Origin of the sequence: Kitasatospora sp. NPDC127067, from assembly GCF_042724755.1 — a bacterium.
Lineage (GTDB): Bacteria > Actinomycetota > Actinomycetes > Streptomycetales > Streptomycetaceae > Kitasatospora > Kitasatospora lactacystinica.
Window position 1 is genome coordinate 1 of record NZ_JBHXEM010000181.1, and the last position, 14343, is coordinate 14343.

Sequence of the window (14343 nt, forward strand, 5' to 3'; positions counted from 1 at the left end):
GTCCTGCGGGGGCCTCGGCCGTGGGAGCCCGGGCCGCTCAGGCCCGGACGGTCGCGCTCCAGGCGGCCTCGGCGGCGGCCAGGGCGGGCGCCGGGTCGGCGTCCGTCGCCCCGGCCAGGGCCGACACGCAGGCGCGGACGGTGTCCAGCGCGGCCGCCCGCCCGTAGTGGTTGACCCGCAGCATCGAGCCGGCCAGGGCGCCGCCGCCCGGCTGGACGGGCAGGGCCGGGTCGAGGCGGGCGGCGAGGGCGGTCGCGTCGACGCCGTCCGGGGTGCGCAGGGTGGTGGCGACCGGGGCCGCGTGGGCGTCCTCGACGACGTACGGGGCCAGGGTGCCGAGCGCGCGGACGCCGGCCCGGGTGGCGGCCGAGGCGGCGCGGTGGCGGGCGATCACGGCCGGCAGGCCGTCGGCGGCGATCCGGTCCAGGCAGGCGCCGAGCGCGAGCATCTCCAGCTGGGCCGGGGCGTGCGGCAGCACCGCGCGGCCGGCGTCGGTCCAGCGCTCCTTCCAGTCGAGCAGCGAGAGGTAGGAGCGGCGGGGGGCGGCCGGGTTGGCGGCGATCCGCTCCCAGGCGCGCGCGGAGACGGAGACGGCGGAGACCCCGGCCGGGCCGCCCATCGCCTTCTGGCCGCCGATGACGCACAGGTCGACGCCCCACTCGTCGGTGAGCAGCGGCTCGGCGGCGACGGAGGCGACCGCGTCGAGCATCAGCAGCGCGCCGTGCTCGCGGACCACGGCACCGATCCCGGCGACCGGGTTGGTGTTTCCGGTGGCGGCCTCGGCGTGCACCAGGGAGACGAAGTCGATCTCCGGGTCGGCGTCGAGGGCCTCGGCCACCTGCTCGGCGCTCACCGCGCCGTCGAAGGGCACGGCCAGGTCGACGACCTTCGCCCCGCAGGAGCGCAGCCAGTTGCCGAAGGTCTGCCCGTACGGGCCGGTGACGATGTTGAGGGCGGTCGAGCCGGGGTGCGCGGCGCCGCGGATCGCGGCCTCCAGGGGGAGGAGCGCCTCGCCCTGGGTGACGATCACATCGGCCTCGGTGTGCAGCAGCGCGGCCACCCGGTCCTCGATCGCCGCGAACTCGGCGGCGCTGAGCGGGGGCAGGTCGAGGAAGGGACTCACGTCTTGATCGCCTTTCGCGGGGGTGGGGTGCGGAAACGAGTCTGCCGCATCATGACTGCTTACACGGAACCCGCCCGTCGGTAGAGTGCGGCCATGAGCGATGGCGCGGTGCTGCACGTGCGGGGTCGGGTGCTGGTCGGTCCGCAGGACGTCCGGGACGAACTCTGGGTGGTGGACGGCCGGGTGAGCTTCACCCGCCCGCCGACCGCCGGGGACGTGCGGACGGTGAACGGCTGGGTGCTGCCCGGCCTGGTGGACGCGCACTGCCACGTCGGCCTGGACGCGCACGGCGCGGTGGACGCCGCGACCAGCGAGAAGCAGGCGCTCACCGACCGGGACGCCGGCACCCTGCTGATCCGCGACGCCGGCTCGGCCGCCGACACCCGGTGGATCGACGAGCGCGAGGACCTGCCCCGGATCATCCGGGCCGGGCGGCACATCGCCCGCACCCGCCGCTACATCCGCAACTACGCGCACGAGATCGAACCCGGCGACCTGGCCGCCTACGTGCGGGCCGAGGCCCGGCGCGGGGACGGCTGGGTGAAGCTGGTCGGCGACTGGATCGACCGCGAGCGCGGCGACCTCGCCGCCTGCTGGCCCGGCGACGCGCTGGCCGAGGCGATCGCGGCGGCGCACGAGGAGGGTGCCCGGGTCACCGCGCACTGCTTCTCCGCCGAGTCGCTGCCGGACCTGCTGGCGGCCGGGATCGACTGCGTCGAGCACGCCACCGGGCTGACCGAGGAGCTGATCCCGGCCTTCGCCGAGCGCGGGGTGGCGATCGTGCCGACGCTGGTCAACATCGCCACCTTCCCGGACCTCGCGGCCGGCGGCGAGGCCAAGTTCCCGGCCTGGTCGGCGCACATGCGGCGGCTGCACGAACGCCGGTACGACACCGTGGGCGCCGCGCACGACGCCGGCATCCCGGTGTTCGTCGGGACGGACGCGGGCGGCTCGCTGGCGCACGGGCTGGTCGCGGACGAGGTGGCGGAGCTGGTGAAGGCGGGGCTGAGCCCGGCGCAGGCGCTGTCGGCGGCGAGCTGGGGAGCGCGCGAGTGGCTGGGGCGGCCGGGGCTGGAGGAGGGCGCGCCGGCGGACTTCGTGGTGTACGCGCAGGATCCGCGAGCGGATGTCCGGGTGCTCGCGGACCCGCGGCTGGTGGTGCTGCGGGGGCGGCCGGTCGGGTAGCCGCGGACCCGGTCGACCTGCCTCGATCCCATGATCATCCGCTGAAAGCGCTGTCGGTGTAGGCCGATAGGGTGGCGACCATGGCACCGCGTCCACTGAACGAGATCGTCGAGCCCGGCTGGGCCACCGCCCTGGAACCCGTCGCCGGACGGGTCGCCGCGATGGGCGACTTCCTGCGCGCCGAACTGGCCGCAGGCCGAACCTACCTGCCCTCCGGCCCGAACGTGCTGCGGGCCTTCCAGCAGCCCTTCGCCGACGTGCGGGTGCTGATCGTCGGGCAGGACCCGTACCCGACGCCCGGCCACGCCGTCGGGCTCAGTTTCTCGGTGGCGCCGGAGGTGCGGCCGATCCCGGCGAGCCTGATCAACATCTACCGGGAGTACGGCACCGACCTGGGCCTGCCGCAGCCGTCCAACGGGGACCTCACCCCGTGGACGCAGCAGGGCGTGCTGCTGCTCAACCGCGTGCTCACCGTGCAGCCGCGCAAGAGCGGCCAGCACCGCGGCAAGGGCTGGGAGGCGGTCACCGAGCAGGCGATCCGGGCGCTGGTGGCGCGCGGCGGCCCGCTGGTGGCGATCCTGTGGGGGAGCGACGCCCGCAACCTGCGCCCGCTGCTGGGCAACGTCCCGTCGGTGGAGTCGGTCCACCCCAGCCCGATGTCGGCCGACCGCGGCTTCTTCGGTTCGCGGCCGTTCAGCCGGGCGAACGAGCTGCTGGTGCGGCAGGGGGCGCAGCCGGTGGACTGGCGGCTGCCGTAGCCGCCGGTGCGGCGTGGCCGCGGTGGGCCCGTACGGCGCGGCCGCTGTAGCAGAACTGGGTCAGCGCAGAACGCCAATCTCACTCCAACGAGTGAAATGACTTTCTGTGTTACTCATGTGACGGATTGTTCGAGAAGACTGGCGGCTCATCGTTTCATCTGTGTGGGGGTATCGCCATGTCTTCTCGCCGAATCGTTTCCGCCGCCGCGGCCACCGCCGTGGTGGCGAGCACCCTGCTCACCGCCGCGCCCGTCCACGCGGCCGAGCCCGCCCCGTCGCCCGGCAAGGCCCGCGCCGTCACCGCCGAACTCGACCTGGACGTCAGCCTGTTGAACAAGGCGGTGGACGTCCCGGTGAACATCGCGCTGAACAAGGTGGAGTCGCCGGCGCAGCGCGACGGATCGATCCTGACGGCCACGGTGGCCGGGGTCGACCAGACCGGCCCGGTCGAGCTCGTCAAGGCCGACATCGGCAAGTCGGTGACCAGGGTCGACGCCAAGGGCGCCACCGCCTCCGTCAAGCTGGTCAACGCCGACGTGCACGCCCCCGGGCTGCCCACCACCGCACTGCTCGGCCTGGAGGCGATGAGCGCCGAGGCGACCTGTCCGGTCGACGGGCAGCCGACCGCCGACGTGGTCGCGCCGGTCAAGCTCAGCGTGCTCGGCAAGCCGGTCACCGTCGGCGTGTACGGCCCGACCAAGGTGGACGTGCCGCTGGTCGGCAGCGTCTCGGTGGAGTTCTCCAAGAAGACCGTCACCACGACCACCGCCGCCGCCTCCGCCCTGGAGGTGCAGGTGGAGGTGAACCCGCTCAACCTGAACGTCGCCAAGGTCACCGGGAAGGTCACCGTCGCCTCGGTGAGCTGCGAGAAGCCCTCCGTGCCGTCGACCGCCCCGACCGCCCCGACCGGCCCGGCCACCACGGGTACCGCGGGCACCGCGCCCGCCGGTGCGTCCGCCGGTGCGCCCGCCGCTCAGCCGGTCGCCGACACCACCACCTCGCGGGCCGCCGGTCCGCAGGCCGCGGTGGAGAAGTCGGAGAAGCTGGCCGCCACCGGCGGCAGCAGTGCCACCGGCCCGCTCGCCGCGGGGGCCGCCGCCCTGGTCGCGGGCGGGGTGGCCGCGCTGTGGGCCACCCGGCGCCGTCGCGCCGCGCACGCCCGTCGTCACTGACCATGCCCGTGCCGTCACCGACGGCACCCGGAACGGCGGGAGTGCCACCCCCGGCACTCCCGCACCGTGACCGTGCCAATGCGGACGGTTGGTTCACATGCGCGTTACACGAGAGGAACAACCGGGAAACGGCGGCTTGCAACGCTACGCGGGCACCCACCACCCAGCAATGCGAGGGACACGACGTGGCAATCAAGGCCGAGTACATCTGGATCGACGGCACCAAGCCGACCGCGAAGCTCCGTTCCAAGACTCGCGTCCTGCCCAACGCCGACAAGATCCCCACCTGGGGCTTCGACGGTTCCTCGACCAGCCAGGCCGAGGGCCACGCCTCGGACCGCGTGCTGGACCCGGTGCGGGTGGTGCCGGACCCGATCCGCGGCGGCGACAACATCCTGGTCCTCTGCGAGGTCCTGGAGACGGACGGCACCCCGCACGTCTCCAACACCCGCGCCCTGCTGCGTGAGGTCGCCGAGAAGTACGCCGCGCAGGAGTCGATCTTCGGCATCGAGCAGGAGTACACCTTCTTCAAGGGCTCCCGCCCGCTCGGCTTCCCGGAGGGTGGCTTCCCGGCCCCGCAGGGCGGCTACTACTGCGGCGTCGGCGCCGAGGAGGTCTTCGGCCGCGAGATCGTCGAGCTGCACCTGGACCGCTGCATCGACGCCGGCCTGGCCATCTGCGGCATCAACGCCGAGGTCATGCCCGGCCAGTGGGAGTTCCAGATCGGCCCGGTCGACGCGCTGACCGTCTCCGACGACATGTGGATCGCCCGCTACCTGCTGTACCGCACCGCCGAGGAGTTCGGCATCGACGCCACCCTGGACGCCAAGCCGGCCCGGGGCGACTGGAACGGCGCGGGCGCCCACACCAACTTCTCCACCAAGGCGATGCGCGAGGGCTACGACGCCATCATCACCGCCTGCGAGTCGCTCGGCGCCTCCCAGGAGAAGGTGCTGGAGCACGTCAGCCAGTACGGCGACGACATCCAGTCCCGCCTCACCGGCAAGCACGAGACCGCCCCGTGGAACGTCTACAGCTACGGCGTCTCCGACCGCGGTGCCTCCGTGCGCATCCCGTGGCAGGTCGAGGTGGACAAGAAGGGCTACATCGAGGACCGCCGCCCGAACGCCAACGTCGACCCCTACGTCGTCACCCGCCTCCTGATCAACACCTGCTGCGCGGCCCTGGAGAAGGCCGGCCAGGTCTGATCCACCGCCGTACCCGGCACCCGCGCCACGTCACGCCCGCAGGCCCCCTCCCGGTGCAGGAGGGGGCCTGCGGCGTTGCGGCGTTGCGGCGTTGCGGCGTCGGGGTGTCCGGGGGCGGGGCCGGGAGCCCGGGGGCTTGATCGGGGTGGGGGAGGCGCGGAGAATCGGGGCATGACTGCTCCGGGCCGCCCCCTTCTCGTGCGCAGGCTGCACGTGGACCTGGGGCGGGTGTGGGCGGACGGGTGTCGCCGCGAGTGGGTTCCGACAACCGACCGCAGGCAGCACCGGCCCCAGGAGTGTGTCCGTCCATGGCTCTCACCTTCCACTGGTTCCTCCCCACCAACGGCGACAGCCGGCTGATCGTCGGCGGCGGGCACGGCTCCACGCCCGGTGCCGCCGGGTCGGACCGGCCGCCGGGCATCGGCTACCTCGGCCAGATCGCCCGCAGCGCCGAGCAGTTGGGCTTCGAGGGCGTGCTCACGCCGACCGGGGCCTGGTGCGAGGACGCCTGGCTGACCACCGCGATGCTGAGCCAGGTGACCGAGCGGCTGAAGTACCTGGTGGCGTTCCGGCCCGGGCAGATCAGCCCGACGCTGGCCGCGCAGATGGCCGCGACCTACCAACGGCACTCCGGTGGGCGGCTGTTGCTCAACGTGGTGACCGGCGGGGAGTCCGCCGAGCAGCGCGCCTTCGGGGACTTCCTGGACAAGGACGCCCGGTACGCGCGGACCGGGGAGTTCCTGGACATCACCCGACGGCTCTGGGCGGGGGAGACGGTCGACCACCACGGGCCGCACCTGCGGGTCGAGGGCGCGCGGCTGAACCGGCTGCCGGACCCGGTGCCGGCGGTGTACTTCGGCGGCTCCTCCCCGGCCGCCGGCGACGTCGCGGCCCAGTACGCGGACGTCTACCTGACCTGGGGCGAGCCGCCCGCCCAGGTCCGGGAGAAGATCCGCTGGATCCGCGAACTGGCCGCCGCCCGGGGCCGGGCCGTCCGGTTCGGCATCCGCCTGCACGTGATCACCCGGGACACCGCCGCGCAGGCCTGGGCGGAGACCGAACGGCTGCTCGCCGCGATGGACCCGGCCCGGGTGCGGCAGACCCAACGGGCGCTCGCCGAGAGCGAGTCGGAGGGCCAGCGCCGGATGCTCGCACTGCACGGCGGCTCCGCGCAGCGGCTGGAGGTGTACCCCGGCCTCTGGGCCGGCATCGGCCTGCTGCGCGGCGGCGCCGGGACGGCACTGGTGGGCAGCCACCGGGAGGTCGCGGACCTGATCTGCGAGTACCACGCGCTGGGCATCGACGAGTTCGTGCTGAGCGGAATGCCGCACCTGGAGGAGGCGTACTGGTTCGGGGAGGGCGTGCTCCCGCTGCTCGCCGCCCGCAACCTCTGGGACCGCCCGTGACGCCTGGGGCCGGAGCGGGCCGGGCGGCGCGGCCGGGACGCCCCGGGGCTCCGCCCGGCCGATCGCGGCCGGCAAATCGCTGGTCAAGCGCCCTCACCGGACCGAGAATTCATGGCATGACCCAGCAGCCCCTGCTCCTGCTCGACGTGGACGGACCGCTCAATCCCTACGCCGCGCCGAAGCGGAGGCCCGAGGGCTACGCCACCCACCGGCTGCGCCCCTCCTGGTGGGTGGCGAAGCAGGAGCACCTGGCGGCGGTCCAGGCCCGGCAGGCGACACGCGCCAAGCACGCCAAGCCGCCCGCCGTCCGGGTCAAGCCGCTGCGGGTCTGGCTCAACCCCTCCCACGGCGAGGCGCTGCTGGCGCTGCCGTACGAACTGGTGTGGGCCACCGGCTGGATGGGCGAGGCGAACACCCACATAGGCCCGCACATCGGCCTGCCCGAACTGCCGTACATCCGCTGGTCCGACCTGTTCGGGGTGGATGCGGACGGGCTGCACTGGAAGACCCGGGACGTGGTCGCCTGGGCCGCCGGGCGCCCGTTCGTCTGGGTGGACGACGAACTCGGCCCGCAGGACGAGGAGTGGATCGCCGCCCACCATCCCGGGCGGGCGCTGGCCCTGCACGTCAACCCCCGGATCGGCCTGCTGGCCGAGGACTTCGCCACGCTACGGGATTGGGCGGAGGGGTGTGCCGTTCCGGGGGCGTGAACACAGACGGGTGGGGCGCGCGGAGTGTTAGCGGTCGGGCGGAATGCGCCGTGCGCCCCGTTGTGCTCGGGGCGCCGCCCTTTCTACCGTCCCGTCATGACCATTCTCACGGAGCCCATCGGCAGCATCCCCCGGCCGAGCACCCTGCTGAACGCCCTGACCGAACACGCCGAAGGGCGGCTGTCCGACGCCGACCTGAAGAAGCTGCAGGACGAGGCCACCGCCGACACCCTGGCCAGGCTGGCGGAGCTCGGCTGCCCAGTCCTGGTGGACGGCGAGCAGGCCAAGCCGAGCTTCGTCACGTACCCCCTCGCCGGGCTGACCTCCCTCGCCGGGGACGGCGCCGTCATCCCCTTCGCCGACGGGCACACCCGGCAGCTGCCGCGGCTGACCGCCGGACCCTTCCGGTACCGCGTCCGTGCCGAGACCTATCTGCGCGAAGCCCTGCGCCACACCTCGCAGCCCGTCAAGCAGGCCGTCATCGCACCCTCCGCGCTCAGCCTGCTCTACCCGGCCGACGGCATCGACGGGTACTCGCGCGAGAACTTCCTGAAGGACCTGGCCGACGAGGCCGAGGTCGACATCCGCGGCTGCCTGGACGCGGGCGCCCACGTCGTCCAACTCGACTTCACCGAGGCCCGGTTGTCGCTCAAGCTGGACCCGTCGGGCAGCCTGCTGGACGACTTCGTGGCCCTCAACAACCAGGTGCTCGACCGGTTCACCGAGGAGGAGCGGGCCCGCCTCGGCGTGCACACCTGCCCGGGCGGGGACCAGGACTCCACCCACAGTCTGGACGTCGACTACGCCGAGCTGCTGCCGAAGCTCTTCCGGCTCAAGGTCGGCAACTTCTACGTGCAGCTGGCGAGCGAGGCCGACCCCGACCGCGTGCTCGCCGTCATCGCGGATCAACTCCGCCCCGGAATCCGGGTGTTCGTCGGGGTGACCGACCCGATCGACCCCAGGGTGGAGAGCCCGGAGGAGGTGCGCGACCGGGTGCTGGCCGCGGCCCGGCACATCCCGGTCGACCAGCTCGGCACGACCGACGACTGCGGATTCTCGCCGTTCGCCGACGACGCCTCCACCTCGCGGGACACCGCCTTCGCCAAGATCGCGGCCCGGGTGAAGGGCACCGCCCTGGCGGCGGAGGCGCTCGGGCTCCAGTAGCGCTCGCCGAGTCAGTGCGGGCTGAGCTGTTTGCGCGTCGGGTCGTCCGTCCGCCTGGCCGTCCGTTCGGCCGCCCGTCCGCCCGTCCGGCCTGATGGGCGGACGGGCGCGGCGGACAGGCAGGCGGCGGGCGGCCGGAGGGCGTTGGTGTCGAGTCGGTCAGGCCGAACCGAGCGCGGCCTCAAGGGCGTTGAGGAATCGGTCGGTGGTCTCCTCGTCCCGGACGGCGATCCGCAGCCACTCCTCGCCCAGCCCCGGGAAGGTGTCCCCGCGCCGGACGGCGAAGCCGTGCTCGCGCAACCGCTGCCGGACGGTCGCCGCATCCGGCATCCGGACCAGGACGAAGGAAGCGGCCGGCTCGCCGTACAGCCGCACCGACGGGAAGGCGGCCAGGCCCTTCATCAAGTGCTCGCGCCGGAGCGCCAGTTCGGCCGCGGCCAGCTCGGCCTCGGCGAGCGCCGCCGGGCCACTGCACACCTCGGCGGCGGCCAGTGCCGGGGTGGAGACCGGCCAGAGCGGCTGGGCGGCGCCGAGGTCGGCGATCAGCGGTGCGGGCCCGAGAACGTAGCCGATCCGCAGTCCGGCCAGCCCCCAGGTCTTGGTGAGGCTGCGCAGCACGACGACCCGGCCGGGCAGATCCCGGGCGGAGGCGAGGGACTCCCGCTCGCCCGGCACGGTGTCCATGAACGCCTCGTCCACCACCAGGGTGCGCCCGGGTCGGGCCAGCGCGGCGACGGCCTCGGCGGGGTGCAGCACGGAGGTCGGGTTGGTCGGGTTGCCGAGGACGACCAGGTCCGCCTCCTCGGGGACGGCGCCCAGCCGGAACCCGTCCCCGGGGGAGAGCAGCACCCGGTGCACCCGGTGCCCGGCGTCCCGCAGGGCCGCCTCCGGCTCGGTGAACTGCGGGTGCACCACGACGATATGACGTGGAGTCAGAACCCTTGCCAGCAGGACGAAGGCCTCCGCGGCCCCCGAGGTGAGCAGCACCTCCTCGACCGGGCGGGCGTGCCGGGCGGCCACCGCGGCGCGGGCGGCGCTCTGGTCGGGGTAGGCGGCGAGGTCGCCGAGGGTGGCCGCGAGGTGCTCGCGCAGCCACGCCGGGGGAGTGCCGGTGCGGACGTTGACGGCGAGGTCGACCAGGCCGAGCCCGTCGGCGCGCACCTCGGCGTCGCCGTGGTGGCGCAGGTCGGGTTCGGGGGCGGTCACGCGGGTTCTCCTTGCGGGTGCTTCGGGTTTCGGGCGGCTCAGGTGGCTCAGGTGGTTCGGCTGGTGCCGGTCGGGGCCGGTGGTGCCGACTGTGCGGCCGGGTCCGGGGCCGGGGCCGGGGCCGGGGCCGGGGTCGGGGTCGGGGTCGGGGTCGGTGGTCAGGGGCGGTGGCGGCGGGTCCGCGTCCACGTCGAGCGGCGCGAGGTGTCCGCGCGCCGCCGTCCGGGCGATCGCGACCGTGGCCCGCGCCGACTTCCGCTTGGTGACCACGAGCCGGCCGCCCGGCGCGCTCGCCAGTGCCGCCGCCTCGGCCACGCTCGCGGTGCCGACAGCCGTACCGACGGTGGCGGAGGGGTTCGGTACCGGCACGCCCGCCAGTACCTCGGGCGGGTGCTCGTCCACGGGCACCCCGGCGAGGTGGTCGGCCGCCCAGCGCACCGCCGGGTGGTCCGCCCGGCCCGTCACGGTGGCCAGCCGGGCCACGGCGGATGGCGTCAGGCCGGTTTCCCGGAGGGTGGCCGTGAGCAGTCGCAGGACCTCGGTCCGTTCGGCACCGCTGCTCGCGCCGATCCCCACCACCAGAGTGCGGGGGGCGCCGGCGACCGGTTCGCTCACGTGCCGCACCTTTCGTCCCGAACTCCGGTGATCCCACCACGCCCGGCCGGAACGGGTCAATCGCGGTGGGTGTGACGTCCGATGCCGGTCCGCCGTCGGCGCCGGGTTCGCCGTCCGCTCCGGGTCCGCCGTCCGCGCCGTCCGCCCCGGGGCCGCCGCGGCGCGGCAGCTGTTCGCCTGTTCTTCATCTGCGTTGTGCGGTACACGACACCACGGCGCTCCTACTGTTCTCGGCGCTCCCGCCCAGGAATCCCCGACCTCCGGAGGACCCCATGGCCTTCGCACGACTGCGCGCCCCCGGAACCCTCGCCCTCGGCAGCCGTCCCCGGCCCCGTCCCCGGCCGCGCTCCGCCGGCGCCGTCGGCCGCACCGGAATCCGGAACTGACGGCCGTGTACGTCGCGGACTCGCGCAGCTCGAAGGCCCCCGCCGGGCCGTCCCCCGCCGGGCAGCCCCCCGCCGGGCAGCCCCCCGTCGGGCCGACCACCGCAGGGCCGGCCGTGGGCCCGGTGCGGCGGGGCGCCGTGCCCGGGGCGGTGGTCGCCCTCGGTGCGGTCAGCCTGGTCACCGACATCTCCTCGGAGATGGTCACCGCCGTCCTCCCGCTCTACCTGCTCACCGGTCTCGGCCTCTCCCCGCTCGGCTTCGGTCTGCTCGACGGCATCCAGAACGGCTTCAGCGCACTGGTCCGGCTGGTCGGCGGCCACCTCTCCGACCGCCGCGGCCGCGACGGCGCGGCCCGCCACAAGACCGTCGCGGCCGTCGGGTACGGGCTGTCCGCGTTGTGCCGGCCGCTGCTGCTGTTCGTCCACACCGTGCCGCTGATCGGTGCCGTGATCGCCGTCGACCGCACCGGCAAGGGCCTGCGCACCGCCCCCCGGGACGCGATGATCTCGCTCGCCACCGAACCCGCCCACCGCGGCCGGGCGTTCGGGGTGCACCGGGCGATGGACACGGCCGGCGCCCTGCTCGGGCCGCTCACCGCGTTCCTGGTGCTGCGGCTGGCCGGCGGCCCGCTGCTCGCCGACGGCGGCGAGCGGCACGGCTACGACGCGGTGTTCGCGGTCAGCGCGTGCGTCGCGGCGCTCGGAGTGCTGATCCTGCTGCTGTTCGTGCCGAACCGGCAGCAGGGTGACGACTTGTCGACTTCCGCCCCCTCGCTGCGCGACAGCCTCACCCTGCTGCGGCTGCCGGGGCTGCGACGGCTGACGCTCTGCGCCGTCCTGCTCGGCCTCACCACCGTCAGCGACTCCTTCCTCTACCTGCTCGTCCAGCGCCGGCTGGACCTGCCCGTCGGCCTCTTCCCGCTGCTGCCGCTGGGCACCGCCGCCGCCTTTCTGCTGCTCGCCGTCCCGCTCGGCGCGCTCGCCGACCGGATCGGCCGTCACCGGCTCTTCCTCGCCGGGCACGGGGTGCTGCTGCTCGCGTACGGGCTGCTGCTGTCACCGCTGCGCGGGCTGCCGGCGGTGCTCTGCGTGCTGGTGCTGCACGGGACCTTCTACGCGGCCACCGACGGCGTGCTCGCCGCCGCGGCCGCCGACGCCGTACCGGCCGAGCAGCGCGGCGCCGGGCTCGCCCTGGTCGGCACCGGACAGGCGCTGGCCCGGTTCGCCTGCTCGCTGCTGTTCGGCGCGCTGTGGGGTGTGGTCGGCGGCCCGGCGGCGCTGGGCTGGTCGGCGGGGGCGCTGGCGCTGTGCGTGCTCGGCGCGGCGGCGGTGCTGCGCCCGTCCGGACCCGCCGCGGGGCCGTCCGGGCCCGCCGCCGGTCAGCCCGTCCCCGTCGCGGAGCAGCCCGGACCCGTCGCCGCGAAGACCCCGGAGGAGACCCGATGAACCTGCGGAACCGCACCAGGATGATCATCCTGCTGGTCGCCGTCGTGCTGCTCGGCGCCGTCGGCACCGGGGCCGTGCTCAACGCCGCCGACCGCACCGCCCGCCGGGACCAGGCCCAGCCCGGCGGGCCGTCCGTCACGCCCGGCCCGGTGTCACTACAGGTGCAGTCCGGCGGACGACAGCTGTTGTTCCGCAACATGGCCTGGGGCCCGCACCGGGACGAGATCACCTCCGTCGCCGCCGACCGCCCCGACGGCCCGCGCACCGCCTCCGGCGTCCAGTGCCTGCGCTTCCACGCCGCCGCCGGCACCGGCATCTGCCTCCAGGCCCAGCACGGCGCGCTGGAGGACACCTACCGCGCCGTCGTCCTGGACGACCACCTGCGCGAGCTCCGCTCGTTCCCGGCGGCCGGCATCCCCACCCGCTCCCGGGTCTCCCCGTCCGGGCACCTCGCCGCCTGGACGGTCTTCGTCAGCGGCGACTCGTACGCGGGCAGCGACTTCTCCACCCGCACCTCGATCGTGGACGTCCGGGACGGGAACCTGCGGGAGAACCTGGAGGACTTCTCGGTCGTCCTGGACGGCCACCCGTACCAGGCGCACGACATCAACATCTGGGGCGTCACCTTCGCCGACGACACCACCTTCTACGCCACCCTCGCCAGCGCCGGGCGGACCCACCTCGTCCGCGGCGACCTCGCCGCCCGCACCCTCACCACCCTGCACGACAACGTCGAGTGCCCCTCGCTCTCCCTGGACGGCACCCGCGTCGCCTACAAGAAGCGCGTTCCCGGCCTGCCCGCCGACGCACCGTGGCGGCTGTACGTGCTCGACCTCGCCACCATGACCGAGACCGCCACCGCCGAGCAGCGCAACATCGACGACCAGGCGCTCTGGTCCGGCGGGGGCACCCTGGTCTACGCCCTGCCCGGCGACTACGGCGCCGACCTGTGGACGGTCCCGGCGGACGGTTCGGGCAGCGCGCAGCCGGTCACCAGGGCTGCGGTCGCCCCCGCCTACCTGGGCTGAGGAACTCTCGGCTACGGTCCCACGTCGAGCAGAGTGTGACGTCCTGATCAGGCGTCCTGAACGAACGGGGGAGCGAGACAACCGTGGACGGCATTCCACCCGAGCGCACGGTGACCGACTCCTGGCCCGCGCTGCACGGCCGCCCGGTCCTGCGGCGCACCGTCGCCGTCGGGCTGGTGCTCTGCGTGTCCGTCGCCGCCGCCCTCGTGGTGCGCGGAGTCAACGCGCTCACCGCCGGCGGCACCGGCCGCGAGACCGACCGCGACCGCGCCGAACGCCTGGCCGGCCTGCACCCGTCCCAGCATCCCGGCGTCGGCCGCTTCTACGTCCCGGTCGGCGCCGTCTACACCCACACCTCCGGCGGCGCCCCGGTCGCCTACCTGCACTACCGCCTCGGCGGCGGCAGGGCCCCCGGCCTCGGCGACTTCCTCAGCGCCTACGACCTCCCCTCGCCCGGGCCGGCCGCCCCGCTCCCGGCCGACCTGCTCGCCGCCCTCGGCGGCGACGAACCGGCCGAGGCCCCGGAGCTCCCCGAGTCCGCGCCGACGCCCGCGCCCGGCCCGTCCGCCACCGCCGACCCCGCCGCCGCGCCCGCCGAGAGCCAGTCCCCGGACGCCGAGCCCACCGACCCGGCCGGGCCCTCCGACCCCACCGCCGCCGCCCCCGACCCCGGCGACCCCGATGCCGACCCCGAGGACCCCATCGTCGAACCGGCCCCCGCGGCCCCCGCGGCCGCCCCGGACGAGCCCGCCCCCGACGACCCCGCCCCCGCCCCGCTCCCCACCCCGACCTGGACCCCCACCCCCACCCCGACCCCCACCGATTTTAATTACCCGGCGACAACGGATATATACACCCCCTCAAACGTGGGCAGGGTAAGTTCTTTTTATGACTCAGACCGGGGATCGCCCACCGGGCCGCCGGCGGGGTGGAGGGG

The 14343-nt window shown here is 74.6% G+C and carries 11 protein-coding genes and 1 pseudogene; 10 read left to right on the forward strand and 2 right to left on the reverse strand.

Annotated elements, in window-relative coordinates:
• Positions 1 to 37 precede the first annotated feature (37 nt).
• The gene (locus ACFWJ4_RS38245; RefSeq protein ID WP_380553150.1) at positions 38 to 1123 is read right to left on the reverse strand and encodes a pyridoxal-phosphate-dependent aminotransferase family protein; all 1086 of its coding nucleotides are present in this window, start codon (positions 1121 to 1123) and stop codon (positions 38 to 40) included.
• A 93-nt stretch (positions 1124 to 1216) separates the two neighbouring features.
• Here ACFWJ4_RS38245 and ACFWJ4_RS38250 point away from each other — a divergent pair, with 93 nt between their 5' ends.
• From ACFWJ4_RS38250 to ACFWJ4_RS38280, 7 genes are all read left to right on the forward strand, one after another.
• A complete protein-coding gene (locus ACFWJ4_RS38250; RefSeq protein ID WP_380553153.1) occupies positions 1217 to 2308 on the forward strand; it encodes an amidohydrolase family protein in 1092 nt (363 codons plus the stop codon).
• An 80-nt stretch (positions 2309 to 2388) separates the two neighbouring features.
• Positions 2389 to 3066, forward strand: coding sequence for a uracil-DNA glycosylase (locus ACFWJ4_RS38255; protein ID WP_359903447.1), 678 nt, complete (start codon positions 2389 to 2391; stop codon positions 3064 to 3066).
• A 176-nt stretch (positions 3067 to 3242) separates the two neighbouring features.
• Complete coding sequence (locus ACFWJ4_RS38260) at positions 3243 to 4238, forward strand: SCO1860 family LAETG-anchored protein (protein WP_380553156.1); 996 nt, start codon at positions 3243 to 3245, stop codon at positions 4236 to 4238.
• Positions 4239 to 4423: 185 nt separating this feature from the next.
• Complete coding sequence (gene glnII / locus ACFWJ4_RS38265) at positions 4424 to 5446, forward strand: glutamine synthetase (protein WP_359903441.1); 1023 nt, start codon at positions 4424 to 4426, stop codon at positions 5444 to 5446.
• A gap of 308 nt (positions 5447 to 5754) precedes the next feature.
• Positions 5755 to 6852: an LLM class flavin-dependent oxidoreductase gene (locus ACFWJ4_RS38270; protein WP_380553158.1), complete on the forward strand. Its 1098-nt coding sequence runs from the start codon at positions 5755 to 5757 to the stop codon at positions 6850 to 6852.
• 116 nt (positions 6853 to 6968) lie between these two features.
• Positions 6969 to 7562, forward strand: a complete 594-nt coding sequence (locus tag ACFWJ4_RS38275; protein ID WP_380553161.1) for a hypothetical protein — start codon at positions 6969 to 6971, stop codon at positions 7560 to 7562.
• Positions 7563 to 7658: 96 nt separating this feature from the next.
• Entirely contained in the window at positions 7659 to 8726 is a 1068-nt protein-coding gene (locus ACFWJ4_RS38280; protein WP_380553164.1) for a cobalamin-independent methionine synthase II family protein, read from the forward strand.
• 159 nt (positions 8727 to 8885) lie between these two features.
• On the opposite strand, the gene cobC is transcribed toward ACFWJ4_RS38280, so the two are convergent.
• Positions 8886 to 10547 carry an Rv2231c family pyridoxal phosphate-dependent protein CobC gene (gene cobC, locus ACFWJ4_RS38285; RefSeq protein WP_380553167.1) on the reverse strand — a complete coding sequence of 554 codons (1662 nt, stop codon included), beginning with the start codon at positions 10545 to 10547 and terminating at the stop codon, positions 8886 to 8888.
• Positions 10548 to 10938: 391 nt separating this feature from the next.
• On the opposite strand from cobC, the gene ACFWJ4_RS38290 reads away from it, so the two are divergent.
• The 3 genes and pseudogenes from ACFWJ4_RS38290 to ACFWJ4_RS38300 all read left to right on the forward strand — a co-directional run.
• On the forward strand, positions 10939 to 12378 hold the full coding sequence (locus ACFWJ4_RS38290; protein ID WP_380553170.1) for an MFS transporter: 1440 nt from the start codon (positions 10939 to 10941) through the stop codon (positions 12376 to 12378).
• Positions 12375 to 13406, forward strand: coding sequence for a TolB-like translocation protein (locus ACFWJ4_RS38295; RefSeq protein ID WP_380553173.1), 1032 nt, complete (start codon positions 12375 to 12377; stop codon positions 13404 to 13406). The genes ACFWJ4_RS38290 and ACFWJ4_RS38295 overlap by 4 nt, the downstream gene beginning before the upstream one ends.
• An 83-nt stretch (positions 13407 to 13489) precedes the next feature.
• Positions 13490 to 14343: pseudogene (locus ACFWJ4_RS38300) on the forward strand (hypothetical protein); the annotation flags it as partial.

Excerpts from the sequence above, each read along its gene's own strand:
- ACFWJ4_RS38250 (WP_380553153.1), top strand. The coding sequence starts at position 1,217 with ATGAGCGATGGCGCGGTGCTGCACGTGCGGGGTCGGGTGCTGGTCGGT.
- ACFWJ4_RS38255 (WP_359903447.1), top strand. The coding sequence starts at position 2,389 with ATGGCACCGCGTCCACTGAACGAGATCGTCGAGCCCGGCTGGGCCACC.
- ACFWJ4_RS38260 (WP_380553156.1), top strand. The coding sequence starts at position 3,243 with ATGTCTTCTCGCCGAATCGTTTCCGCCGCCGCGGCCACCGCCGTGGTG.
- ACFWJ4_RS38270 (WP_380553158.1), top strand. The coding sequence starts at position 5,755 with ATGGCTCTCACCTTCCACTGGTTCCTCCCCACCAACGGCGACAGCCGG.
- ACFWJ4_RS38275 (WP_380553161.1), top strand. The coding sequence starts at position 6,969 with ATGACCCAGCAGCCCCTGCTCCTGCTCGACGTGGACGGACCGCTCAAT.
- ACFWJ4_RS38280 (WP_380553164.1), top strand. The coding sequence starts at position 7,659 with ATGACCATTCTCACGGAGCCCATCGGCAGCATCCCCCGGCCGAGCACC.
- ACFWJ4_RS38295 (WP_380553173.1), top strand. The coding sequence starts at position 12,375 with ATGAACCTGCGGAACCGCACCAGGATGATCATCCTGCTGGTCGCCGTC.